Here is a 24,066-nt window from a genome sequence, read left to right on the forward strand (position 1 = left end):
ACTCTAGCACACCCCACTGACAGGGTGGTGTCAGCAGTGATGGGCCAGACTTGGGATCAGTTGAAAGGAGAAATTCCATGCCAAGCCGCGACAATCACGTGATGATGACCCTGAAACTGGACCGCTGGGCGCAGGATCACACCCTGCGCGCCTTTGAAATCGAACGCGAGATCATGGCCGCGCGTCGGCCCTGTGCCCCTAAGAAGCGAGCAAAACGGTTTTCACTGGGCAATCTGAAACTGTTCTGGACCAGCACAGCCTAGGATCAGAAATCCGCCTTAGCGCGGAATTTCATGGCAACCCCGCCTTCGGGGTTCTTCAGGCGCAGCTCTTCGGAATGCAGCATCAGGCGCGGGAATTGCTGCGCCGCACCGTCGGCATAGAACGGGTCACCCAGGATCGGGTGGCCCAGCGCCTGCATATGCACCCGCAGCTGATGCGACCGGCCGGTCTTTGGAAACAGCCGCATGCGGGTTGTTTCGCCTTCGTGTTTTACCACGCGCCAGTCGGTGACAGCGGCTTTGCCGGTCTCATGACACACCATCTGAAGCGGGCGGTTGGGCCAGTCCACAATCAGCGGCAGATCGACGGTTCCGGTCTTGTCTTCGACCCGCCCCCAGACGCGCGCCACATAGATCTTGCGGGTCTGACGATTTTCGAACTGCATGCTCAGATGCCGCTGAGCGTGGGGTGTCTGAGCAAAGACCATGACGCCGGAAGTGTCCCGATCCAGCCGATGCACCAACAGCGCCTGCGGAAACGTCGCCTGAACCCGCGTCAGCAAGCAGTCTGCCAAATGCTCGCCCCGCCCCGGCACGGACAATAAGCCCGAGGGTTTGTTCACCACAATTAGCTGCGCATCCTCGTGCAACACGTCCAAGGGGGTCATCGGGGGATCATAAGTCTCGCTCATGCGCGCCTGCCTATCGCAGCGCGCGAACTCCCGCAACGTCGCGCTTGCCTGAACGAAACGGTTCAGCAACTCTCACTCCAATACGGAAGGAGAGACCATGCACCCCACGATCAAACACATGCAAGAAGTGGTGGCCAAGGGCGATGAAAGCCTGATCCGCGAGTTGCTGGCCGAGGATGTGCGGTTTTCACCGCCCACCTATTACAGCAACTGGACCGGGCGCGCGCCGGTGGCGGCGGTATTGGGGCATGTGGGGCAGGTGTTCTCGGACTTCCGCTATCGCCGTGTGATGGGTGAGGGCAAAGACTGGGCGTTGGAGTTTCAATGCAAGGTCGGTGACCTGGATGCGGTGGGGGTTGATCTGATCACCCTCAACGATGAAGGGTTGATCCAGGAGTTCGAGGTCGTCATGCGCCCCCACAAAACCATCGGTGCCCTGCGCGAGGCGATGATGGCGCGGATCATGACCGATGCGCGGTTTCTTGAATTCAAGAACGCGCTCAGCTGACCATGCCTGTTGCCCCGGATCAACTATTGCGCGTTCCCTTGCTGCCGGTTCTGGCGGTGCAGGGCCTGTCGGTGCGACGCAACGCCCAATTGTTGTCAGAACCAATTGGCCCGCGCCAAGGGCGCGACGGGCGTGGGCCCCGACTGCGGTTGCTGATCGCAGGTGACAGCTCGGCAGCCGGGGTCGGTGCGGGGACACAGGCGCAGGCGTTGTCCGGGCATCTCGTGTCCCGATTGGCCAGTCACTACACAGTCGAATGGCGGCTTGAGGCCACCACGGGACACACAACTCAGGATACGATTGACCGATTGCGCGGCCTGAGCGGCCAGTTCGATATGGCCGTCACCGCACTCGGAGTGAATGATGTGACACGCGGCGTGACGTGCAAGCGCTTCGTGGACCGCCAGACCCAATTGTTGAAGCTTTTGACCGGCCCTCTGGGCGTGCGGAGACTGGTTGTTACAGGCGTACCGCAGATGAACCGGTTCCCGGCCTTGCCGCAGCCGCTGGCCTGGGTTCTCGGTCATCAGGCAAGACGGCTGGATCAGGGTCTAAGGCAGGTCGCAGCACGTTTTCCGCACGCGCAGCATCTGACGTTGGACCTGCCCGACGATCCGGCCCTGGTCGCGCCGGACGGGTATCACCCAAGCCCGAAAACCTACGCCATCTGGGCCGATGAGGCCGCCCGCCTTCTACATCAGGCCTGAGCGCGCATCTGCCGGATCATCGGAATCGAATACACCACCAGAGCCGTCCAGATCAGAGGAAATGCAATCATGCGTCCTCGGTCAATCTGTTCACCGAACACGGTAATGGCGGTGATGAAAATCATGGTCGGAGCGATGTATTGCAAAATACCCATGGTCGACAGCCGTACCAGCTTGGCCCCATTGGCATAAACCAGCAGAGGCACCGCCGTCACCACCCCGGCCGCGGCCAGCAGCAAGGTGTCCGAGGCACCCACACCGAAATTACCGGTGCCTTGCACACCCAACCACGTGACGTACATCAACGCCGGGATCAGCAGGATCAGGACCTCAAGCAAAAAACCTTGGTTGGGGCCAATGGGCAGTGACCGCTTGAAAAAGGCATAAAATCCCCACGTCACCATCAACCCCAGTGCTGGCCACGGCAGGCTACCCGCCTCGATGATCAATGCCAGCACGCCCAGCGCCGCAATCGCCACCGCCACCAGCTGCGTTTTCGTCAACGGCTCGCGCAGCAGAACCGCGCCCAGCGCAATGCTGAACAGCGGGTTGATGTAATACCCCAGCGCCGCGTCCAATGCCCGGTCATTGGCAATCGCCCAGACATAAATCGCCCAGTTCACCGAGATCAGCGCCGCCGTCAGGCAAGCCATCGCCAACATCTTCGGGTTTACCAAGGCCGCTTTCAGATCCCGTGTACGCCCCAGCGCCACCAGCAGCAAACCGGCCACTGGCACCGACCAAATGATACGATGAGATACGATCTCAATCGGTCCGACATGCGACAGCGCCTTCATGTACAAAGGCAGAAAGCCCCACAGCACATAGGCCGTCACAGCCAGCGCAAGCCCTTTGGGCGTGTCTGCATTGTTCGGTGGTAGGGGGGCGTCTGCCACGGCGGGTCTCCGACTGATACCGTGTTTCTCTACGGCAAATCAGACGGACTTGGAAACCGCGAAAACTGTGAAGAGGGTCATCAGGAAATCTGATACGTCGCGCCAGTACAGGCAGGCCCCAGAATCGAGCCGGGGCGCCACAGCGCCCCGACATTTTGATTACACCTTAACGCGTTCGGATTTCGGATCGTACATCGGCTTCAGCGATGCCTCTGCCTTAACCTTCACACCACACACGTCAATCTCGTAAGTCGAGGCTAGAACGTCAGCTGCCTTCTCACCCTCACACGGGACATAGCCCAAACCGATGGCACCCCCCAAAGTGTGGCCATAGTTGCCCGAACTCAGATAACCCACGTATTCGCCATCCCGGATGATCGGTTCGTTGTGGAACAACAGCGGTTCAGCATCGGTCAGCTTGAACTGGACCAGACGGTTTTTGGGCCCGCTTTCCTTGCGCGCAATCACCGCCTCGCGGCCGATAAAGTCGCTGCCCTTATCGACCTTCACGGCAAAGCCCAAGCCCGCGTCGACCACATGATCCTCACAGGTGATGTCATGACCGAAATGGCGGAAGCCCTTCTCGATCCGGCAGCTGTCCATCATGTGCATGCCGCACAGCTTCAGACCCACGTCCTGCCCGGCCTCATGCAGGGTTTCAAACACGTGCCCGGCCATGTCGGATGAAACATAGATTTCCCAACCAAGCTCACCCACATAGGTCACGCGATGCGCGCGGGCCAGACCCATCCCGATCTCGATCTCTTGCGCAGTGCCAAACGGGTTGATTGCGTTCGAGAAATCGCTGGGTGAGACCTTTTCAAGCAACGCGCGCGAATTCGGGCCCATGACGGCCAGAACGCCCTCGCCCGCGGTAACATCGGTAATGACCACGTTGAAATTACCCGCGTGGCGCATCATCCAGGTTTGGTCCGCCAGTCGGGTCGCTGCCGGAGTGACCACAAGATAGGCGGTTTCCGTCAGGCGGGTGACGGTCACGTCGGCCTCGATCCCACCGGTGCGGTTCAAAAACTGCGTGTAGACGATCTTGCCATTTGGCACCGAATAATCGCCGCCACCGACATAGTTCATGAACTTCTCAGCATCTGGTCCTTCAACGCGGATTTTACCGAACGAGGACATATCGTACATCCCCACATTCTCACGCACGGCGTGGTGTTCGGCGGCCGAGTTTTCGAACCAGTTCTGGCGCTTCCAGCTGTACTGGTATTCGCGCTCCTGCCCCTCGCTTGCAAACCAGTTGGCACGTTCCCAACCCGCCAGTTCGCCCATCACGGCGCCCTGTTCCAGCAGTTGATGGTGGAATGGCGTCCGCCGAACGCCCCGCGCTGTAGCCTTCTGGCGATACGGATAGTGGTCGGCATAAAGCAAGCCCAGCGTTTCCTTGGAGCGTTCAAACAGATACTGTTTGTTGCCCTGGAAAGGCTGCATCCGGCTGATGTCCACATCGCCCAGATCAAACGGCTTCTCGCCCGTATCCATCCATTCGGCCAAAGCCATACCCGCACCACCGGCAGACTGAATACCGATCGAGTTGAAGCCCGCGGCGACCCAGACATTGTCCATCTCGGGTGCGAGGCCCAGATGGTATGCGTCGTCGGGTGTGAAAGACTCCGGTCCGTTAAAGAAGGTGTGAATACCGGCCTCGGCCAACATTGGCATCCGTTCACAGGCAGCTTCGAGGATCGGTTCGAAATGATCGAAATCTTCGGGCAGCTGGTCGAATTCGAACGTGTCAGGGATGCCGTTCATCGCCCAGGGCTTAGCGTTGGGCTCAAAGGCCCCCAACAGGATTTTCCCTGCGTCTTCCTTGTAATAGGCGCATTCATCCGGCACCCGCAGCACCGGCAACTGGGTCAACCCGTCAATACTCTCGGTGACGATATAGAAGTGTTCGCACGCGTGCAGCGGGACATTGACGCCCGCCATGCGGCCAACCTCATGCCCCCACATTCCCGCACAGTTCACCACCATATCGCATTCGATATGACCCGAGGCACTGCCATCATCCGCAACCCAATCGACACCGGTCACCTTGCGGCCCTGCTTGACGATATCGGCAACCTTCACCCGCTCTTTGACAACCGCACCGCGTTGGCGTGCGCCCTTGGCCAACGCCAGTGCAATATTCGCCGGATCGCCCTGCCCGTCCAGCGGCAGGTAAACCGCGCCTGTCACACCTTCGAGGTTGATATGCGGATACAGGTCCTGAACACGCTCATTCGAGATCTCTTCGACTTCCACCCCAAAAGCGCGGGCCATGGCGGCCTGGCGATAGATCTCTTCCTTACGCTCTTCGGTCAGCGCCACGGTGATCGACCCACAGCGTTTGAAACCGGTTGCCACGCCAGTCTCTTCCTCAAGCGAGCCGTAAAGCTCCTGACTGTATTTCGCCAGCTTGGTCATGTTCGCCGTGGCGCGCAGCTGCGCGATCAGGCCGGCGGCATGCCATGTTGTGCCGCTGGTCAGTTGCTTGCGCTCCAGCAGCACAACGTCATTCCATCCTTTCTTGGTCAAATGATACGCGACCGAGCATCCGATGACGCCGCCGCCGATGATGACCACTTTGGCCTTGCTGGGAAGATCAACCATCCTGAGAATCTCCGATGTGTCAGGTTTGCGCCAAAATGCCACGGAAGATCGACAATAAATGCGTCAAAACCGTCACTGTATTGGCGATTTTCACCGTTGTATCGCCGCCCTCTTTTCCCGCCTTACAACAAAGGGAGTAACGCCGAAAAAGCTTTTGTAGACCGAGGAAAAACCGTTGGGAAAGCCGCAGGCAAGCCCGATTTCACGAACGCTCATTGTGGTGTTCAGCAGTAGGTTATTGGCCTTGGCCAGCCGCATTTCGCGATAGAACCCGTTGGGCGTAGTGCCAAAAAATGTTTTGAACTTCCGCTCAAGCGACCGGTTCGACAGGTGCAGAGAGTCGACAATTTCATGGATCGGCAAGGGGTCTTCGATATTGGCCTGCATCAGCTTGATGCACTGGTCCAGCCTGGCATCCCCCGTCGCGGTCAGTTTCGCCCCGGAAAATGGCTGCATCGACGAAAAGTCGCGGATGTTTTCATGCAGCATGATATCGGCCACCGTCATCTTGGCGGGCCCCGAAATATGGCGACCGATCACCGCCAGCGCCACATCTGTTGTCGCCTCCATCCCGGCACAGGTCACCACCGCGCCCTGTTCGGTGGCAATGGACAACTTTGCCTCGAACCGGGCGCCGCGCTCACGCAGGAACGAGGCGTTCTCCCAATGGGTTGCCATGTCACCCGTGCCGTGTTCGTTGATATAACGGCTGGCGGCCTCGGCCAGAAGGAACACCTTGGCCCCGCGGAATGTATAACTCGACACAACACGTCCCAGCGAAAGGTCCGGGTGATCCGGGTCAGAATTGCCAATCACGAACAGGTAATCCGCCTTTGGCTGCGCCGGGACTGGATCAGTTTGGACCATCGCCTCGCTGCTGCTGGAAATCGGACCGCCTTTCAATGAACGATAGGCATAGGTAAACGGAGGGGTCGGACAGACGCGGTTGGCCAGCCGCAGAACCTCGACCAGTGAGGCCAACTCCAACAACACATAGCCGGGCGCCACAAGGATATCGAAATGCTGCTGAGTTTGCGGTGAATTGTCCGAGCGTGTCCGCATCGCCTTTTCCTCAGACAATCCGGTGACCGGCTGCGCGCAACCGGTCGGCCAGTGTTTCGATGTGATCCGGGCCAACTTCGCAACAGCCACCAACAATCGTCGCCCCCTGCGCCACCCAGGCCATGGCGTAATCTGCATAGGCATCAGGTCCAAGATCCTGACGTTGTTCCAATGCATCGACTGTGGGTGCGTCTTTCAGAAATCCTTCGGATATTCCGGTGAACCCGTTGGCATAGGCCCCGAACGGGCGGCCCATCTGCGCAATGATCGGCAGCGCGGCCGGAATCGCCTCGGGACGCGAACAGTTGATCAAGACGGCGTCGGGCGCAAAGCGCGCCACCACTGGTTCGATATCCGACAGCGGTTCGCCTGAGCGTAGGCGGGTTCCGTCCTCATCCATCACCGACAGGCCAAGCCAAACAGGTTTGCCGCAGCCGTCGGTGCCCCGCAGGGCACCTTGGGCTTCCTGCACCGAGCACACCGTTTCGATCAGGAACAGATCAACGCGCGAGGCCATCAGCGATACCAGCTCCCTAAACTTATTCGCCGCATCTGTCGGGTCAGGGTTCAGGTCGGGCCTGTACGAAGCCAATAGCGGCCCTAGCGATCCCGCAATCCGCCCTCTGGTTCCTGTACATGCTCGTTCTGCCTGCGTCAGGGCGGTGTCGATCAGGTTTGCGACCTGATCCTCCATCCCCACACGCACCAGACGCGAACGGTGGACAGCATAGGTGTTTGTGGTGGCGACAGTCGCACCACGGCGAAAGTAATCGGCATGTACGTCACCTACCAGATCGGGATAGTCCATCATCACCCGCGTCGACCACAGTGGCGTGGCCCGGTCCCCGCTGCGCTTGACCAGTTCCTGTCCGATTGAGCCATCCAGAAGAGTGATATCCGCCATATCTCATCCTATTCAGGGAATCAGCACAAGTTTGCCCGCAAACGCCTTGGATTGAAAATCGGCCTGCGTGGTTGCGATGTCCCTTAGCGGATAAGTCTTTGCGATCAAGGGCATGATGCGTCCGCCATTGATCATCTCAACCAGCCGTCCGAATACCTCGAACGCCTGATGCGTACAGCCGTGAATGGTGATGTCGCGCAAATAGATATCTCGCAGATCGGCCTGTACGATCGGGCCGGCGATGGCACCAGAAACCGCGTAGTGGCCACCCGGCTTCAACGCCAAGATCAGGCCGGGCCATGCCGGGCCGCCCACAACGTCTATCACCACATCGAACATATCTGCTGGTAGCGCGGCATCACGATCGAACGTATCCACGGCGCCCTGTAATTTGACCACTTCGGCCTTGGACGGGCTGGTCACGCCCCAGACGGTTGCTCCCCGCAACACCGCCAGCTGTACGGCCGCGAGACCGACGCCGCCGGACGCGCCGGTGATCAGCACTTTTTGTCCCGAGGTCACACCCGCGCGGGCCAGCAAGTTCTCGGCCGTGCCAAAGGCGCAGGGGATGGCAGCGATTTCCACGTCAGACAGGGGCGAGGCGCTGACGTCATACAGATCATCCGCCTCAACCAGACAGTATTGCGCAAAGGCTCCGTCCAACTCCGAGCCCAGCGCAACGAAACCGGTCGGCTGGCCGGGTCTAGGGCGGGGCAAGTTGATCGGGCAGGTCACGCGCTGGCCCGGTTGGAAGGCTGCCCCTGCCCCTACAGCCTCGACGATGCCGCACAGATCACCGCCCTGAATGCGCGGAAACTGGAGCGCTCCACCCCAACCTCCGGCATCGACGTCCTGATCAACAGAATCCGTCGCGCCAGTCACATCCGAGGAATACCAGCCAACCCGCGTATTGATATCCGTGTTGTTCACCCCAGCGGCCAGCACCCGAACCAGCACCTCCCCCGGACCCGGCTGCGGTACCGGGATGTCGTCGCGCCATTCCAACGCCTCGGGTCCGCCGTGCTGGGTCAGATAAACGCCGGACATGACTTTGGGTATCGTCATCGGATGCTGCCTTTATGCCTGATCGTTTGGATGCGAAGGAACGGGACCCATCGGGATGATGTCATAGCGGGCGTTTAGTGCTGCCATTTTGTCCTCGTCAGCGAAATCGGCGTTGGTCATTGTCGAAATTTCCGCAAGGAAACCGTCAAACCCCGAAGGCTGAAAGATCATCAGCATGCGCGCCGGTGCCTCATCGGCCACGCGACAAGCATGCGGAACCCCTGGCGGGACATGCATCGTGGTACCCGGACCGCATCGATGCCAATCACCGTCAACGTAGAAATCCACCGCGCCTTCCAAGAAATAGAAGGTTTCGGCATGGGTATCGTGGCGATGAAGGCCAAGCGCGAAGCTGGCCTTCAAATTGTCTTCCATGAGCGTATAGGCACCATTCGTATCTCGGGCCGAAACCTTTACGAACGTATGGTCGTTTTCCCAGTCATAGTTGGGACCCTCACCGGGCCCCAATTTGGAATATCGCTTGCTCATGGCTCCTCCGACAGGGGTTATGCGCGCAGCCGCTCGTTCTGAGGATCCCACAGCGGTTGGTCCTCTTCTACCACGGCGCGGCATTTCCGGCCGTAGATTTCCACCTCAAGCTCGGTGCCGGGGTTGGCAAGCTCGGCCTTGATCATGCCCAGCGCGATGGATTTGCCAACGCGGTAGCCCCATGCGCCCGAGGTAGTTTCGCCGACGATCTCGCCATTCTGCCAGATGCAGGACATGTACGGCGCGTCGCAATCGCCTGCGTCCACGGTCAGGGTGACAAAGGATTTCTTCACGCCCTGCTGCTTTTCGTTCTGGATCGCAGCCTTGCCGGGGAAATCCTGCGGCTTGTCCAGTTTGACGAAGCGACCCAGTCCACCTTCCAGCAGCGAATAGTCGGTCGACAGGTCGCCTTTCCAGGCGCGATATCCCTTTTCAATCCGCAGCGAGTTCAACGCATACATCCCAAACGGCTTGGCCCCCGCATCAATGATCGCGTCATAGATGGCAGGCATATGCTCGTTCAGGGCATGCACTTCCCAGCCCAGCTCACCGGCAAAGGACACGCGGATCAGATAAGCAGGCTGCCCGGCGACGGTGGCCGCTTGGTGGGTCAGCCACCCGGTGGTCAGATCGGCATCCGACAAACCCGACAGGATATCCCGCGATTTCGGGCCGGTGACGATCAGCGTGTCGCGTGTGGTGGTGACATCCTCGACCGAAACGCCAGCAGGCATCGCATTCACCAGAATATCGCGATCGTGCCATTGCGCCGTGGCGGCGGTGATCATGACAAACTCATCCTCGCCCAGACGCAGGCAGGACATCTCAGTCAGGATGCGACCGCGGTCATCCGAGATATAGACAAGATTGATGCGTCCGACCTTGGGCAGACCACCTGCCACCAGCCCGCGCAGGGCCTCGGCCGCGCCCTCGCCTTTGACCATAAAGCGCGAGAAGCCCGGCAGATCCAGCACACCGCAATTGTCGCGCACGGCCTCGCATTCTTCTTTGATCCGCTGCTCCCACGGGCCCGAGCGGCCCCAGGTATGAGTGGCTTCTAGCGAGGTGTCGTCACCCGGTTGTGCAAACCAGTTGGCGCGTTCCCAGCCGTTGTAGACCCCCATGACTCCGCCCAGTTCCCGTACCTTGGCGTGGACCGGCGACAGCTTTTTGTCACGTGCTGCGGGCCATTCGTGATGCGGGAAGTGCATGGCGTATTCGTTGCCGTAAACTTCCATGCCCTTCTGGTTACAGTAATCCTGATCGGTGTAATCGGTATAGCGGCGCGGATCGACGGCCCACATGTCCCATTCGGTGTGACCATCGACGATCCACTCTGCCAGTACCTTGCCTGCACCTCCGCCCTGCGCAATGCCAAAGGTAAAGCTGTGCGCCTCAAAGGCGTTTTTCACACCTGGCATCGGACCGATCAGCGGCAGGCCATCCGGCGCATAGGGAATCGGGCCATTGATCACGCGACCAACGCCCGAGGTCGCCATCAGCGGCACCCGCTCCATTGCATCCATCATGATGTCTTCGATGCGGTCCAGATCGTCATTCCAAAGCTGGAATGAGAAATCTTCGGGCATCGGGTCATCCTCGGTCATCCAGTGCCCCTTGCAGTTGGGCTCATAGGGGCCGAGGTTAAAGCCGTTCTTTTCCTGCCGCAGGTAATACGAGATATCGACATCACGCAGCAGCGGTAGCTTGCCGCCATGCTCTTTTGACCACGCTTCAACCTCGGGCACCTCATCTGTCAGCAGATACTGGTGGCTCATGACCATTGCAGGCACGGTGCGACCGCCAAAGGGCTTGAACCATTCACCCACACGCTGCGCATAGTAACCGGCGGCGTTCACCACGTAGTCACAGGCAATGTCACCCTGATCGGTGTGCACGGTCCATGTGCCGTCGTCATGCTGAGTCACGTTTGTTGCCGGGCAGAACCGAATGATCTTGGCGCCCATATCGCGAGCACCTTTCGCCAGCGCCTGAGTCAGCTGCGCCGGGTCGATATCACCATCTGTGGGATCATACAGCACACCTTCAAGGTCATGGGTTTCCAGGAACGGATAGCGTTCCTTGGCCTGTTCCGGGGTCCACATTTCCATTGGAATGCCCTGATACTTGCCCATTGCCATGGCGTGTTCGAATTCCTGCATCCGCTCTTTGCTATGCGCCAAACGGATCGAACCCGAGACGTGATAGTTCATCGGGTAGTCGACCTCTTCGGCCAGGCCTGAATACAGCTCGGTTGAATAGCGCTGCATGTTCATGATCGCCCAAGAGTTCGAAAACGTGGGGACGTTACCAGCCGCGTGCCAAGTCGAGCCGGCTGTCAGTTCGTTCTTTTCCAGCAGAACGCAATCGGTCCAGCCTCTCTTGGCCAGATGGAAAAGGGACGAGGTTCCCACCACACCGCCACCAATGATGACTACGCGGGCTTTCGTCGGAAAATCGCTCATGTGTTTTGATCCTTGTTACTGTGCCCGTTGGGGCAGATCGTCTGTGATGTCGTAGTAATCGCCCTTGTCAGCGACAAAGATGTGCCGGGCGAGGTGCAATCCGGTGGGCTCATCCAGTGCCCCCATGGAAATCGAAATCGTGTCTTCGTCATTGTGCTGCCAAAAAAGGAACGCGCCGCAATCACTGCAGAATCCACGCCTAGCAATGTCCGAAGCGCGGAACCAACGCAGCGTGTCGCTGGCGGTGAAATTCAGGTTGTCCTGACGGGTCGAAGTTGAAGACCAATAGTGCCCCGATTGCTTGCGGCATTGTCCGCAATGGCAAGCCGAGGGTGGTGACAGCTCTCCATCAATCGTGAACGCGACCGCGCCGCACAGGCAGGAACCGGTTTGCATGTGACTACCCCCTTGCTGTGGACGTGGAGCTGGCCCCCAGCAACACGCCATAGATGATGAAACAGGTCGCTATGACCCGACGCACCCAGATGTTGAACACCGCCCCCAGCGCTGCCTTGCCCATCAGCGCGCCCAGCAAGGTGAACCCGGTATAGCTGAGCGTGGTGATAACCAGCGCGGTGGGCATGATCACTCCCATTTGCTGCCAGATCGGCACATCGGGTTGCACGAATTGCGAAAAGGCCGCCAGATACCCAGCCACGCTTTTGGGGTTGATCGTCGCCACTGCCAGCGCGTGCAGATAGACATGGCGCGCAGGCCGTTCCGAAGCTGGCGCAGGTTTCGTTGCATTCATCCAGCCACGAATACCCAACCAGATCAGGAACCCCGCGCCCACCAGCTTGGCAATGAAGAACCCGGTTGGGGAGGCCGCGATCAGCGCGGTCACACCCAATGCCGACAGGATCAAAAACGCGCTGGCCTGCGTCAGGATCGCCAAAACCCCCAGCATCGCCTTTGAAAACGACAGGCTCATCCCATTCGAAATACAATTGACCGCATTCGGCCCCGGAGTGGTCACGAACACAACCCAGAACAGCGCGAATATGGTCCAGACCTCAAGGCTCATCAGTACACCGGCGGGGCGATGACCCAGATGGCCACGGCGGGCTCATCATAGGGGTTGGCCCATTGATAAGGTTCATGTCTGATGCGGAAGCTGTCACCTGGCCCTACCTTAAACTTACTGGACCCGATGGTCAGATCCAACCGGCCAGAGATCATGTAGCCGACCTCTTGCGTCGGCCGGTTGGCCGGTTTCTGCATTCTGGAGCGGGGTTCAAAGGTGGAATGCACCATTTCGAAATCATCGGTCAGATCGGGCGACAGCAGTTCTTCGATCAACCCTTCCTCACCCGAGCCCATCGGACGGCGCGATCCGGCGCGCACCACATAACCCTGTTCGCCCACCGGCACCGAGGAATGCGCAAACAGCATCGACATCGGCACACCCAGACACTCAGCAATCTGGCGCAGGTCCGAGATCGAGGGGTCGGACATGTCGCGCTCAACCTGACTGAGCCATCCGACCGACCGGTTCAGCCGCGCTGCAATCTCGGTCAACGTCAACCCGCGCGCCTTGCGCAGCGCGCGGATATCCGCACCGAGTGTCGCGCTGTGGGGGGCTTGGGTGTTCACCGGGGCCGTTCCGATTCTTGTGAAAATTTCTTCTCCTTTTTCACGATGACTGAGAATCATGAAATTTCCAAGAGTTTTTTCATTTCACCCGATCAGTTTGCTTGATATGCATTTCGCATGTGGATTGCAGTGATCTATCTTTGGGGGATCAACACCCTGACATTACTGGCCTTTGGCTGGGACAAGGCCCGCGCACGACGGCGCAAAAACCGGGTGTCGGAACGCCGCCTATTATGGCTGGCCGCGCTTGGCGGCAGTCCCGGCGCAGTGGTCGGGCGCTGGATTTTCAGACACAAGACCCGCAAACGCGGGTTTTCGGCCTGGCTGTTCGGAATTTTCGGGCTTCAGACAAGCCTGATTTATCTCTGGCTTTGGGGCGACGTTCCCAATCTCATGTGATGCGGAATTTTACCGTCTAAACAATACTCTAACCAAGACGCCAACTGTCTGTTACAATCACGCGATCCCTGAACCCAGGGATTTTTTTACAGATAAGCAAAAGGTTGGACGAACATGGATAATGGGATCGGTTTTTTCGATATAGTCTGGTCAATCTTCTGGTTGTTCCTGATGGTTGCCTGGTTCTGGGTGATGATTTCGGTTGTTGCCGATGTCTTCCGCTCAAAGGACCTGAGCGGTGGTGGCAAAGCGTTGTGGATCGCCTTTGTGATCCTGATCCCCTGGCTGGGCGTGCTGTGCTATCTCATTGTGCGCGGGGATAAGATGCACCAGCACAGTGTCGAGACCATGAATCAAATAGAAGAGGCGCAGAAAGATTACATCCGCTCGGTCGCGAGCGTATCCGCCGCGGATGAATTGGAACGGCTCGCAAAGCTCAAGGAAAACGGCCACCTGACGGAAGAGGAATTCACCGCGCAAAAGGCCAAGATCCTGGCGAGCTGACCAATCGCGACCCTTTTTGAACATCAATCAGCCGGGACGTGTCCCGGCTGATTTCATTTTGCAAAGACGTCGGCCAGAATGGCGCCAAGCGCTGTGGCGTCCTGATCGGTAAATGCGTCCGGCTGATCGCTGTCGATGTCGAACACCGCAATCACCTTTCCCGATGCATCCCACACTGGCAGCACCAATTCTGACCGGGTGGACGTTGCACAGGCGATGTGACCCGGAAAGGCTTCGACATCCGGCACAAGCTGCACTTCGCCAGTCCGCGCGGCGGCACCACAGACGCCCCGGTCGAACGGGATGACCAAACAGCCGTGCCCGCCCTGATAGGGACCGATCTTTAACAAACCGGGCTGGGTCACGCGGTAAAAGCCAGTCCAGTCAAACCGGTCATCGGCGTGATGCACCTCGCAAGCGATTGTTGCCATCAGGGAAACCTGATCCGTTTCACCTTCGGTCAGGGCAGCGATGGTTTTAGCAAGCGTGTCGTAATCGGCGGTCATGGTTGAGCTCTTTGGAAAGGGTTTATCCCGCAGTATGTGGAATAAACCCAAGCGTCAAACGCGTTCGATGGCGATGGCTGTGCCTTCACCGCCACCGATGCAGATGGCAGCCACGCCGCGTTTGAGGTTCCGCTTTTCCAGCGCGTTGAGCAGAGTGACCATGATCCGCGCGCCCGAGGCGCCGATGGGATGCCCCAATGCGCAGGCCCCGCCATTTACGTTTACCTGATCGCGCGGCAGGCCCATTTCGTGCATGAAAGCCATGGGTACGACGGCAAAGGCCTCGTTCACCTCCCACAGGTCGACGTCATCTTTGGACCAGCCGATATTCGACAGCAGTTTCTGCGCCGCCGGAACCGGCGCGGTTGTGAACAGACCCGGAGCCTGCGCGTGGCTGGCATGACCAACAATCCGGGCACGCACAGTCAGGCCCTGCGCTTCGGCTACCTCAGCCGAAGCTAGAACCAGCGCTGCCGCCCCGTCAGAAATCGATGATGAATTGGCCGCCGTAACCGTGCCATCCTTGCGAAAGGCGGGATTCAGCGTCGGGATTTTATCTGGGCGTGCGGATTGCGGCTGTTCATCTTGGGCAAAAGTGACCTCACCCTTGCGGGTTTTGGAGGTAACAGGCGTGATCTCCCCTTCGAAGGCACCGCTTTCCTGTGCGGACAGGGCGTTCGAGAGAGATTGCAGCGCGTATTCGTCCTGCGCCTCACGCGTGAATTGATAGGCTTCGGCACAATCCTCGGCGAAGGTGCCCATCAGGCGGCCTTTGTCATAGGCGTCCTCGAGCCCGTCCAGAAACATGTGATCAACGACCTGACCATGCCCGATGCGCGCACCGCCGCGCATTTTCGGCAGCAGGTAAGGGGCGTTGGTCATGCTCTCCATGCCACCCGCGATCATCGTATCAGCGTGACCCAGAGCAATCTGGTCAAAGGCGATCATGGCAGCCTTCATTCCCGACCCGCACATCTTGTTCAGGGTTGTCGCGGGCACTTCTTCACCCAATCCCGCCGCAAATCCGGCCTGTCGCGCCGGGGCCTGGCCCTGGCCGGCGGGCAGAACACAGCCCATCAGCACTTCGTCGACCGTATCAGCGCCCGCGCCGCGCAGCGCAGCACGAATGGCAGTCCCGCCCAATTCAGCAGCGGTGATACCGTCGAACATTCCCTGAAACCCGCCCATGGGCGTCCGCGCCGCGCCCGCGATAACAACTTGTTTCATCGCGATGATCCTCCTCTTTCAACTTTGATGGATACCGAATGGTAAGAATTGTCGTCTAGCGTATTTCTACTAGCGAGTTTCATATTAGAGGACCGTCGCGCATGGCCTTGACCAGCACAACGACCGACGCAACCCAGATTATCAAAGTGCACTCCGACCGGATTGATGCGGCCATGGCCATCCAGTTCAAGGAGGACATGCGCAATCAGGCCGAAGGCGGGGCCACGCGCGTGGTGCTGGACCTGACCAGTGTCGAGTTCATCGATTCAAGTGGCTTGGGTGCCATCGTCGCCTCGATGAAACAGCTTGGAAATGAGCGCAGGCTGGACCTGGCTGGGCTGCACCCTTTTGTTGAAAAGGTATTCCGCCTGACCCGTATGGACACGGTGTTCAAACTGTATCCAACCCTGGATGATGCCCTGTCGACCTCCGCGGATTGACCTAATTGACTATCTGAATAGGCGCGATGCCCATGCACAACGGCAAGTGTTTAGATCTGAGCTTCACAGCAACTGAGACTGAGGCCAGCGCCGGGATCGCGCAACTCAGCCGGGGGTTGGCGGCGCATGGGCTTCCGGCACACAAAGCGGGTGATGTGAAAATCGCGCTGGCCGAAGCGATCAATAATGTGGTCGAACACGCCTATGCCGACATAACTCCGGCCAAGGTGAAGGTTCGGTGCCGCCTGCATCAGAACTGGCTTGAGATTCTGATCTCGGACACCGGCAACCCGTTACCCGGATTTCGGGTACCCGAGGGCATCCCGGCATCATTGGGATCGACGGTTGAAGACCTGCCCGAAGGTGGGTTCGGCTGGTTTCTAATCCATGAACTGACCAGCGATATCCGCTATGAACGAAGCAATGGATGCAACCGGCTGTCGCTACGCTTTGACTTTCCAGAGCCCGCCTGACGGCAAGAAAACGTCACAATAAGGCCCAGATCGAACCATTGTGATGCCGCAAACAAAGGGCAAAACAATACCTGTAGCTCAGATAGCTTCCCTCGGCGCCACGTGTCACAGCCCCCACCCAGTGAACGGCGCCGAGGAACTTCCCTTTGATTTGACTGGACAACCCCGGACCGCGCGATACCTTCGGCGCGTTCAATCGGGGAAAAATGTCATGCGGGATTTTCACTCACCGGGCCGATCCGAAGTTCTGGCAACCGAAGGGATGTGCGCCACGTCGCATCCCTTGGCCGCAAAAGTAGCTGTGGACATTCTTACCCAGGGCGGCAACGCAATGGATGCCGCCATTGCCGGGGCGGTGCTGCTGGGAATTTGCGAACCTCAGATGACCGGGCTGGGCGGTGATTGTTTCGTGCTGTTCAATCGGGCGGGTGAGGATCAGATACGCGCCCTGAATGGGTCGGGCCGTGCGCCTGCAGCAGCTAACGCAGAAAAACTGCGAGCCCAAGGGCTGACAAGAGTGCCTTTGAACACAGCAGACGCTGTAACCATCCCCGGCGCCGTCGATGCGTTCTGTCATCTGGCGCAAACCGAAGGCAAGCTGGGGCTTGAGGCCATTCTGCAACCCGCGATTCACTATGCCGAAACCGGGGTGCCGGTTGCCCCAAGGGTGGCGTTTGACTGGGAAACGGGGGCCGCCACCCTACAGGGGGCCGCGCGGACGCAATACCTGATCAATGACAGCGCTCCTAAAGCTGGGCAGGTGTTTCGCTCTCGGGGGCAAGCAGAAGTCTTGCGCCAAATTGCTCGTACCGGGCGGGACGCGTTTTACTCTGGTGACATTGCCGAGGACATGGTCGCTGCACTCACCCAACTGGGCGGCGTTCATACGATGGAGGATTTTCTGGCCACCGCTTGCACTGAAACACAGCCGGTCAGCGGTGATTACAATGGGTTGGAATTGGTTGAACATCCGCCGAACGGCCAAGGTGCCACGGCCATTCTTCTGCTGAATATCCTCAAGAACTTCGACCTAGCCAGCATGGACCCGTTCGGGGCGCAGCGTCTGCATATTGAGGCGGAGGCTTCGAAACTCGCCTATGACGCCCGCAACCGCTTTATCGCCGATCCCGATCATACAACACATGCGGATCGGTTCACGAATCAGGATGTGGCCGACAGGCTGGCCGCGCTGATCGACCCAAAACGCGCCATGCCCGCCGCCGCCCCGCTGACCGAGGCGATTCACAAGGACACCGTCTATATCACCGTTGTGGATCGGGACAGAATGGCGGTTTCGCTGATCTATTCCATCTTTCACAGCTTCGGCTCGGGGATCGCTTCCGAAAAATACGGCATTTTGCTTCAGAACCGAGGCGCGGGCTTTACCTTACAATCGGGTCATCCAAATGAACTGGGCAGCGCCAAACGACCCATGCACACAATCATTCCGGGGCTGTTGAAGCAAAATGGTCGTGTACTGATGCCTTTCGGCGTGATGGGTGGCGCCTATCAACCCACCGGCCACGCCCGGTTTGTGTCAAATTTGACGGACCACGGGTTGGGCCTTCAAGCCAACATCGAGGCACCACGCGCCTTTGCTGACAATGACGTATTGAAGCTGGAACGCGGAATTTCGCCCAGCACTGCCCAACAATTACGTGATTTGGGCCACACTGTAGAGATACCAGAAACGCCATTGGGTGGTGCACAAGCAATTCGAATCTGTGAGGATGGCGTTCTACAAGGCGCAAGCGACCCGCGAAAAGACGGGTGCGCCCTTGGGTACTGACGGGCCGACACCCGGCCAAGCACCCTTAGTTCAGATGGAAGTGGAGCGGATAGGCGCCGTTTTCGAACGGACCGAACATATCGGGAATATCGGGGTGTTCAACCGGCTCACCCGATTGGTCGGCGACCAGATTTTGTTCAGAAACATAAGCCACATAGAAGGATTGATCGTTTTCCGCCAACAAGTGGTAAAACGGTTGGTCCTTGATCGGGCGGCTGTCTTCGGGGATGGCCTGATACCATTCTTCCGTGTTCGCAAACTCGGGGTCCACGTCAAAAATCACCCCTCGGAAGGGATGTTTTTTATGACGGACGACCTGTCCCAGGCCGTACTTGGCGTGTGTCTTCAGCATAGTTTATGCCCCCATTGAACTTACTACCTCTTTCCGGGCCGAAATGCCAATCATTGATCCGTAAATAAGGGAAACAGTCTGTGAACCTCTTGCTGACAGTATTCGAAATCGTGGCCCCGGTCTTTATTCTGGCGGCGATCGGTTTTGCCTGGGTCAAGCTGGGATTCGAGTATCGCCTGCAGTTCGTCACCCGCTTTGCCATGACCCTTGCTGTGCCCAGCCTGATCTTTGTGGCGCTGATGCAAACCGACATTCCGGGCGGCGATCTTTCCCGTTTTACCGTTGCGACAATCGTTGCCAATCTGGTGATGGCAGCGGTCTTCTGGCTGATCGTCCGGGGGCTGAAACTTGAACAGCGCACCTATCTTTCGCCGCTGATATTCGGAAATACCGGAAATTTGGGTCTTCCTTTGTGCATTTTCGCCTTTGGCCAGGCCGGGTTGGGCTATGCGGTCATTTTCCTGTCAGTAACAGCATTGTTTTCGTTTACTTACGGCATCTACCTTGTGGCCGGAAAAGGCGCGTTCGGCAAAGTCGTGCGCGAACCGATGGTCTGGGCCACCCTATTGGGGGCGCTGTTTTTGTGGCGCGGATGGCAGACGCCCCTATTTCTGACTAACACATTGGAATTGTTGGGCCAGATGGCAGTGCCCCTGATGCTGATAACGCTGGGCGTGGCGGTCGCGCGGCTGACAACGCACCGGCTGGGTCAGGCGGTCTGGCTTTCATTTCTTAAACTGGCTGTGTGTTTCGCACTGGGATGGTCTGTTGCGCTGATCTTCAAACTCGAAGCCGTGGCCTTTGGCGTTCTAGTGCTGCAGATGTGTACTCCGGTGGCAGTAACTTCATACCTACTGGCCGAGCGGTTCGATGCCGATTCCGACGCGGTTGCCGGGATGGTCATGGTCTCAACAGCGTTGTCCGTGGGCGCATTACCTATAATTCTCGCGATTATTCTGTAGCGATTGTGATTCCCTAAACGCTCAATCTGCGCTAGAATAAAGAAAAAAGGCACGAGGCACATGAGCAGAATTCTTATCGTACTCTTCGGGGTGCTGCTTTTGGCATCCTGTGGGGGTGGTTCCAAACAGCCGCCCAGCAAACTGAATGACGCGTGCAGCATTGCGCGCGAACGGCCCGATTATATGAAGGCCTTCAAAAGCACCGAGCGGAAATGGGGCGTCCCGGTTCACGTTCAAATGGCGACGATCTATCAGGAAAGCCGCTATAAGCATGATGCGCGCACACCGCATAAATACGTTCTGGGTGTAATCCCGATGGGCCGGCAGAGCAGCGCCTATGGCTTCAGCCAGGCGTTGGATGGCACCTGGGATGAATACCAGCGCGAGACCGGCAAGCGCCGGGCCAAGCGCGACCGTATCCGCGATGCGTCGGATTTTATCGGCTGGTACATGAACAAAAGTCATCAGCGGAACGGCATTCACCCCAGTGACACCCGCAACCAGTATCTTGCCTATCATGAGGGCCACACCGGCTATGCCCGGGGCAGCCACTATAGCAAGACCTGGTTGCTGAATGTCGCCAATGATGTGGATGCGCGCGCCAAACTGTATCAGGCGCAGCTGTCAGGCTGCCGCCACTGAATCGAACGCGGGTCAGCGATTGCCTGACCCGCTTCTTTTCGCTTTGGTAAACAGATCCCGGCTTAGGCTGCTACCTGTATCCAGCTGACCAAGCAGCACGGTTGTTTTCGTGCCCGCATTGTCATGGATCACCCATTTGCGCAGCTCAACCGGGTTGTCGGTGAACATCAGCTCGATCCGTCCGCTATCGGGGTTTTTTGGGTCCTGAGCGGTGACAACTGTGGCGGTGCCGTCGAAGTCATGCGCCACGACCATATTTGCCTGCCCCAGATTCACATTGCGCGCCAGCACCAGTGACAGCGGTGTCCGATTCAGCGGGTATTGCTCGGGCGGCTGGTTCGACTTGGGGTCAAAGATTTGCACCGTGCCCGTGTTGGCCAGAACAACGGCACTGTTGGGCGGATCATATTCGAACCGCATCTTGCCCGGCCGCTGCATCCACAGCTTACCAGTGCTCAACGAGCCGTCATCATTGACCTGAGTGAATGTCGTCTCAACGGTATTCAAACCGTTCAGATAATTGGATATCTGCGACAATGGCAGTTTGTCGGCCGCCCAGGCGGCAGGTGCGGCCAGGGTCAGAGCAAGGGCAAAAGCAATCTGTTTCATGAAACCCAGATAAGCGCTTTGCCCTTGTTATTAAATATCCTACTGCTCGGGGACGAGGATTTCCCGCTTACCGACGTGATTCGCCGAAGAAACAACGCCTTCGTCTTCCATTTGCTCAACAAGTCGCGCGGCCTTGTTATAGCCAATGGCAAGTTTCCGCTGGATGTACGAAGTCGAACATTTGCGATCCTTGATCACAATCGCCACGGCCTGATCATAGAGGGCATCTTCACCGTTGGTGTTGCCACCTGTATTCAGGCCCAGAACGGCGTCGATATTGTCAGCCTTCTCTTCTGCCGGTCCATCGACAACACCGCTCATGTAATCCGGTGGGCCGAACTGTTTCAGGTGGTTGACGATTTCTTCGACTTCTTCGTCCGAGACAAAGGGACCGTGGCAGCGTGTGATCTTGGCACCGCCTGCCATATACAGCATGTCACCCTGCCCCAGCAGCTGTTCAGCCCCCATTTCGCCCAGAATGGTGCGGCTGTCGACTTTCGAAGTCACCTGGAACGAAATTCGGGTCGGGAAGTTCGCCTTGATCGTCCCGGTGATCACATCGACCGAGGGGCGCTGCGTGGCCATGATCAGGTGAATGCCCGAGGCCCGCGCCATCTGCGCCAGACGCTGAATGCAGGCTTCGATTTCCTTGCCCGCGACCATCATCAGGTCGGCCATCTCGTCGACGATGACAACGATGTAAGGCATCGATTCGGGGGCGAATTCTTCGGTCTCGAACATCGGTTCACCGGTTTCGTCATCGAACCCGGTCTGGACCGTGCGGCTGAACAACTCGCCCTTGGCCATCGCGTCCTTCACACGGCCGTTGTAGCCCGCGATATTACGCACGCCCATCTTGGACATCTTGCGATAGCGGTCCTCCATCTCACCCACGACCCATTTCAGGGCCACAACCGCCTTTTTCGGGTCGGTTACAACGGGCGACAGCAGATGCGGGATCCCGTCATAGACCGACAGTTCCAACATCTTCGGATCGATCATGATCAAGCGGCATTCGTCCGGTGACAGCTTGTACAGCAGCGACAGGATCATGGTGTTGATCGCCACAGACTTACCGGACCCGGTGGTCCCCGCGATCAGCAAGTGGGGCATCTTGGCCAGGTTTGCGACCATGGATTCGCCGCCGATATCCTTGCCCAATGCCAGAGGCAGCGCATGATTACCGTCGCCAAAATCTCGGCTGGCCAGAATTTCGCGCAGAACCACCATCTCACGGTTTTCATTCGGCAGTTCGATCCCGATTACCGAGCGACCCGGCAGAGTCGAAACCCGTGCCGACAACGCCGACATCGAACGTGCGATGTCGTCGGCCAGACCGATCACACGGCTGGCTTTCAGGCCCGGCGCCGGTTCCAGTTCGTACATGGTGACAACCGGGCCGGGGCGGACGCTGGTGATCTCACCCTTGACGCCATAGTCATCCAGCACGTTTTCCAGCATCCGCGCGTTTTCTTCCAACGCCTCGTCGCTAAGGTGATGGCGCTGAATGCTAGCGGGGTTGGACAACAGGCTCAGCGGCGGCAATTCGAAATCGGAATGCCGTTCCTCGAAGGACAAGGTCGGCTGTGCCTCAGCCTGAGCGCGGCGCGAGGGCGGCGGGGTCCGGCGCACAGGCTGCGCAACAACCGGTTTGCGCGGCTCGGCCACCGGAATCTTCATCGCGGGGTGCTGCTGCGGTACGGGTTCGGGCGCGGGTGCGTCCTCGAACACGGCTTCGTCTTCGAAATCCGGCTCGGACGCAAAATCCTGATGCAGCGGTTCTTGCTGCCATTCGGGCGCAGGTTCCGCTGTCAGCATCGGTTCCGGCGGCAGGCCAGCCGAGGTCATCGGTGGCTCAGGCGGTAGCTCGTCACCACTTCTGGGGTTCAGGATCAGCGGATCGGGCCCCCGGCCACGTCCTTTGGTCAGCGGTAGGTTCGGATCAGGCTCGGGGGTCATTTCGCCGATCGCGACCTTGCGATTGCGCACGGCGGCAGAGATCTTGGACCGGATACGGTCCTCACCCGGCATTTCGTCAAACCCCGCAACGGGTTCGGGCTCGACCAACTCAGGCTCGATCATCGGCTCGGGACGGCGGATCAGGCTGGGCATCCGGGCCAACAGGCCCGGTTTGGCGGGCACGGGGTCATCAAACTCCGGCTCTTCGAACACCGGATCGGCATAGGCCAGATCATCCTCAAACACGGCGTCCGCCGCTTCTGTACGGGCGGCTTTGCGTTCCTCCCACTGCGTGCGGCGCTCGCGCGCGGCCTGCGCGGTCGCAGTGGCCCCGCGACCCAGCATGTTCATCAACATGTCATAGGCCATGACCAGACCAAGCAGGAAGGCGCGGAAACCTTTGCGCACATCCGCCTTGGTAAAGCCCAGCACAAAGACACCCAACGCCAGCATCCCGGCAGCCATCGCCAGTGACATCAGCTTGACCATGAAATGCGAGGAAATCGGCAGCAGCGTCAGAAGCGCACCCATTACGGTATCACCGAACAGACCACCCAAACCAAAGCTGTGGGTCGCGCGCCAGGCTTCACCCGGCACCAGCGTTGCAGCATAGACCGAGACAATGGCGATCCAGATCGGCGCAAAGATCAGGCGGCCAACCGCACGTTCTTCGCCGAAATGCCCGGCAAAGCGAACGCCCCAGCCGATCAACACCAGCGCGATGCTCCAGCTGCCCCAGCCCACGATCATGAACAACGGTGCGGCGATCGAGGCCCCGATCCGCCCCATCCAGTTCTGCACCGGCGCGTCCGTAGACACCATCCAGTTCGGGTCATCCGGCGTGTAGGACCAGATCATTGCCGCAGCGGCCAGCCCCAGCAGGATCAGGGCGATCCCGATCAGCTCTTTGCTGCGCCGCTCAATCGCGGCCTGAGTCGTGCTGTCCAGCAATGGATCGCGGTTACGCGCGTTATATGATGCCATTTTGC

Annotated in this window: 26 protein-coding genes; 10 read left to right on the forward strand and 16 right to left on the reverse strand. The window is 58.7% G+C overall.

The window, feature by feature from the left end; translation table 11 throughout:
• The first annotated feature begins 77 nt into the window (after positions 1-77).
• Positions 78-263: a hypothetical protein gene (locus tag AB1A64_RS17275; RefSeq protein WP_058283078.1), complete on the forward strand. Its 186-nt coding sequence runs from the start codon at positions 78-80 to the stop codon at positions 261-263.
• A gap of 2 nt (positions 264-265) precedes the next feature.
• Here the strand turns inward: AB1A64_RS17275 and AB1A64_RS17280 are convergent, their stop codons facing one another.
• Complete coding sequence (locus AB1A64_RS17280; protein ID WP_366552585.1) at positions 266-913, reverse strand: RluA family pseudouridine synthase; 648 nt, start codon at positions 911-913, stop codon at positions 266-268.
• A 97-nt stretch (positions 914-1,010) separates the two neighbouring features.
• Between AB1A64_RS17280 and AB1A64_RS17285 the strand changes: the two genes are divergently transcribed.
• Positions 1,011-1,421, forward strand: a complete 411-nt coding sequence (locus AB1A64_RS17285; RefSeq protein WP_366552587.1) for a nuclear transport factor 2 family protein — start codon at positions 1,011-1,013, stop codon at positions 1,419-1,421.
• Between the two features lie 2 nt (positions 1,422-1,423).
• Positions 1,424-2,128 carry an SGNH/GDSL hydrolase family protein gene (locus tag AB1A64_RS17290; protein ID WP_366552589.1) on the forward strand — a complete coding sequence of 235 codons (705 nt, stop codon included), beginning with the start codon at positions 1,424-1,426 and terminating at the stop codon, positions 2,126-2,128.
• On the opposite strand, the gene rarD is transcribed toward AB1A64_RS17290, so the two are convergent.
• From rarD to AB1A64_RS17340, 10 genes are all read right to left on the reverse strand, one after another.
• Complete coding sequence (gene rarD / locus AB1A64_RS17295) at positions 2,119-3,024, reverse strand: EamA family transporter RarD (RefSeq protein ID WP_366552591.1); 906 nt, start codon at positions 3,022-3,024, stop codon at positions 2,119-2,121. The two genes, AB1A64_RS17290 and rarD, sit on opposite strands and share 10 nt — an antisense overlap.
• 159 nt (positions 3,025-3,183) lie before the next feature.
• Positions 3,184-5,637, reverse strand: coding sequence for an FAD-dependent oxidoreductase (locus tag AB1A64_RS17300; protein ID WP_366552593.1), 2,454 nt, complete (start codon positions 5,635-5,637; stop codon positions 3,184-3,186).
• A gap of 90 nt (positions 5,638-5,727) precedes the next feature.
• Positions 5,728-6,699 carry a helix-turn-helix domain-containing protein gene (locus AB1A64_RS17305; protein WP_366552595.1) on the reverse strand — a complete coding sequence of 324 codons (972 nt, stop codon included), beginning with the start codon at positions 6,697-6,699 and terminating at the stop codon, positions 5,728-5,730.
• A gap of 10 nt (positions 6,700-6,709) precedes the next feature.
• Positions 6,710-7,603: a homocysteine S-methyltransferase family protein gene (locus AB1A64_RS17310; RefSeq protein ID WP_366552597.1), complete on the reverse strand. Its 894-nt coding sequence runs from the start codon at positions 7,601-7,603 to the stop codon at positions 6,710-6,712.
• A 12-nt stretch (positions 7,604-7,615) separates the two neighbouring features.
• Positions 7,616-8,668 carry a zinc-binding dehydrogenase gene (locus tag AB1A64_RS17315; protein ID WP_366552599.1) on the reverse strand — a complete coding sequence of 351 codons (1,053 nt, stop codon included), beginning with the start codon at positions 8,666-8,668 and terminating at the stop codon, positions 7,616-7,618.
• 12 nt (positions 8,669-8,680) lie between these two features.
• The gene (locus tag AB1A64_RS17320) at positions 8,681-9,157 is read right to left on the reverse strand and encodes a cupin domain-containing protein (RefSeq protein ID WP_366552601.1); all 477 of its coding nucleotides are present in this window, start codon (positions 9,155-9,157) and stop codon (positions 8,681-8,683) included.
• A gap of 17 nt (positions 9,158-9,174) precedes the next feature.
• On the reverse strand, positions 9,175-11,622 hold the full coding sequence (locus tag AB1A64_RS17325) for an FAD-dependent oxidoreductase (RefSeq protein ID WP_170398273.1): 2,448 nt from the start codon (positions 11,620-11,622) through the stop codon (positions 9,175-9,177).
• A gap of 15 nt (positions 11,623-11,637) precedes the next feature.
• A complete protein-coding gene (locus AB1A64_RS17330; protein WP_366552603.1) occupies positions 11,638-12,018 on the reverse strand; it encodes a GFA family protein in 381 nt (126 codons plus the stop codon).
• A 4-nt stretch (positions 12,019-12,022) separates the two neighbouring features.
• Positions 12,023-12,646, reverse strand: coding sequence for a LysE family transporter (locus AB1A64_RS17335; RefSeq protein ID WP_366552605.1), 624 nt, complete (start codon positions 12,644-12,646; stop codon positions 12,023-12,025).
• On the reverse strand, positions 12,646-13,215 hold the full coding sequence (locus AB1A64_RS17340; RefSeq protein ID WP_366552607.1) for an XRE family transcriptional regulator: 570 nt from the start codon (positions 13,213-13,215) through the stop codon (positions 12,646-12,648). Before AB1A64_RS17340 ends, AB1A64_RS17335 begins: the two co-directional genes overlap by 1 nt.
• A gap of 129 nt (positions 13,216-13,344) precedes the next feature.
• Between AB1A64_RS17340 and AB1A64_RS17345 the strand changes: the two genes are divergently transcribed.
• Positions 13,345-13,614 (forward strand): DUF1294 domain-containing protein, encoded by a 270-nt coding sequence (locus tag AB1A64_RS17345; protein WP_366552609.1) that lies wholly within the window; start codon positions 13,345-13,347, stop codon positions 13,612-13,614.
• A 114-nt stretch (positions 13,615-13,728) separates the two neighbouring features.
• Positions 13,729-14,118 carry an SHOCT domain-containing protein gene (locus tag AB1A64_RS17350; protein WP_366552611.1) on the forward strand — a complete coding sequence of 130 codons (390 nt, stop codon included), beginning with the start codon at positions 13,729-13,731 and terminating at the stop codon, positions 14,116-14,118.
• Between the two features lie 53 nt (positions 14,119-14,171).
• Here the strand turns inward: AB1A64_RS17350 and AB1A64_RS17355 are convergent, their stop codons facing one another.
• Positions 14,172-14,624 carry a GAF domain-containing protein gene (locus AB1A64_RS17355; RefSeq protein WP_366552613.1) on the reverse strand — a complete coding sequence of 151 codons (453 nt, stop codon included), beginning with the start codon at positions 14,622-14,624 and terminating at the stop codon, positions 14,172-14,174.
• 54 nt (positions 14,625-14,678) lie between these two features.
• A complete protein-coding gene (locus AB1A64_RS17360) occupies positions 14,679-15,851 on the reverse strand; it encodes an acetyl-CoA C-acyltransferase (protein ID WP_366552615.1) in 1,173 nt (390 codons plus the stop codon).
• Between the two features lie 101 nt (positions 15,852-15,952).
• On the opposite strand from AB1A64_RS17360, the gene AB1A64_RS17365 reads away from it, so the two are divergent.
• The 3 genes from AB1A64_RS17365 (at position 15,953) to AB1A64_RS17375 (ending at position 18,553) form a co-directional block, all read left to right on the forward strand.
• Entirely contained in the window at positions 15,953-16,291 is a 339-nt protein-coding gene (locus AB1A64_RS17365; RefSeq protein WP_170362337.1) for an STAS domain-containing protein, read from the forward strand.
• A gap of 32 nt (positions 16,292-16,323) precedes the next feature.
• Entirely contained in the window at positions 16,324-16,764 is a 441-nt protein-coding gene (locus tag AB1A64_RS17370) for an ATP-binding protein (RefSeq protein ID WP_366552617.1), read from the forward strand.
• Positions 16,765-16,975: 211 nt separating this feature from the next.
• Positions 16,976-18,553, forward strand: coding sequence for a gamma-glutamyltransferase family protein (locus AB1A64_RS17375; RefSeq protein ID WP_366552619.1), 1,578 nt, complete (start codon positions 16,976-16,978; stop codon positions 18,551-18,553).
• A gap of 25 nt (positions 18,554-18,578) precedes the next feature.
• Here the strand turns inward: AB1A64_RS17375 and hspQ are convergent, their stop codons facing one another.
• Positions 18,579-18,905, reverse strand: coding sequence for a heat shock protein HspQ (hspQ, locus tag AB1A64_RS17380; protein ID WP_170398253.1), 327 nt, complete (start codon positions 18,903-18,905; stop codon positions 18,579-18,581).
• Positions 18,906-18,985: 80 nt separating this feature from the next.
• Here hspQ and AB1A64_RS17385 point away from each other — a divergent pair, with 80 nt between their 5' ends.
• Positions 18,986-19,867 carry an AEC family transporter gene (locus tag AB1A64_RS17385; protein ID WP_366552621.1) on the forward strand — a complete coding sequence of 294 codons (882 nt, stop codon included), beginning with the start codon at positions 18,986-18,988 and terminating at the stop codon, positions 19,865-19,867.
• Between the two features lie 60 nt (positions 19,868-19,927).
• Positions 19,928-20,509: a lytic transglycosylase gene (locus tag AB1A64_RS17390; protein WP_366552623.1), complete on the forward strand. Its 582-nt coding sequence runs from the start codon at positions 19,928-19,930 to the stop codon at positions 20,507-20,509.
• A gap of 12 nt (positions 20,510-20,521) precedes the next feature.
• Here AB1A64_RS17390 and AB1A64_RS17395 read toward each other — a convergent pair whose 3' ends face one another.
• Together AB1A64_RS17395 and AB1A64_RS17400 are read right to left on the reverse strand one after the other, a co-directional pair.
• Positions 20,522-21,118: an outer membrane lipoprotein carrier protein LolA gene (locus AB1A64_RS17395; RefSeq protein ID WP_366552625.1), complete on the reverse strand. Its 597-nt coding sequence runs from the start codon at positions 21,116-21,118 to the stop codon at positions 20,522-20,524.
• A 39-nt stretch (positions 21,119-21,157) separates the two neighbouring features.
• Positions 21,158-24,061, reverse strand: coding sequence for a DNA translocase FtsK (locus tag AB1A64_RS17400; protein WP_366552627.1), 2,904 nt, complete (start codon positions 24,059-24,061; stop codon positions 21,158-21,160).
• Between the last annotated feature and the right edge of the window lie 5 nt (positions 24,062-24,066).

The sequence above is a fragment of the Ruegeria sp. ANG10 genome (assembly GCF_040705255.1).
In the GTDB taxonomy this organism is placed as follows: Bacteria; Pseudomonadota; Alphaproteobacteria; order Rhodobacterales; family Rhodobacteraceae; genus Ruegeria.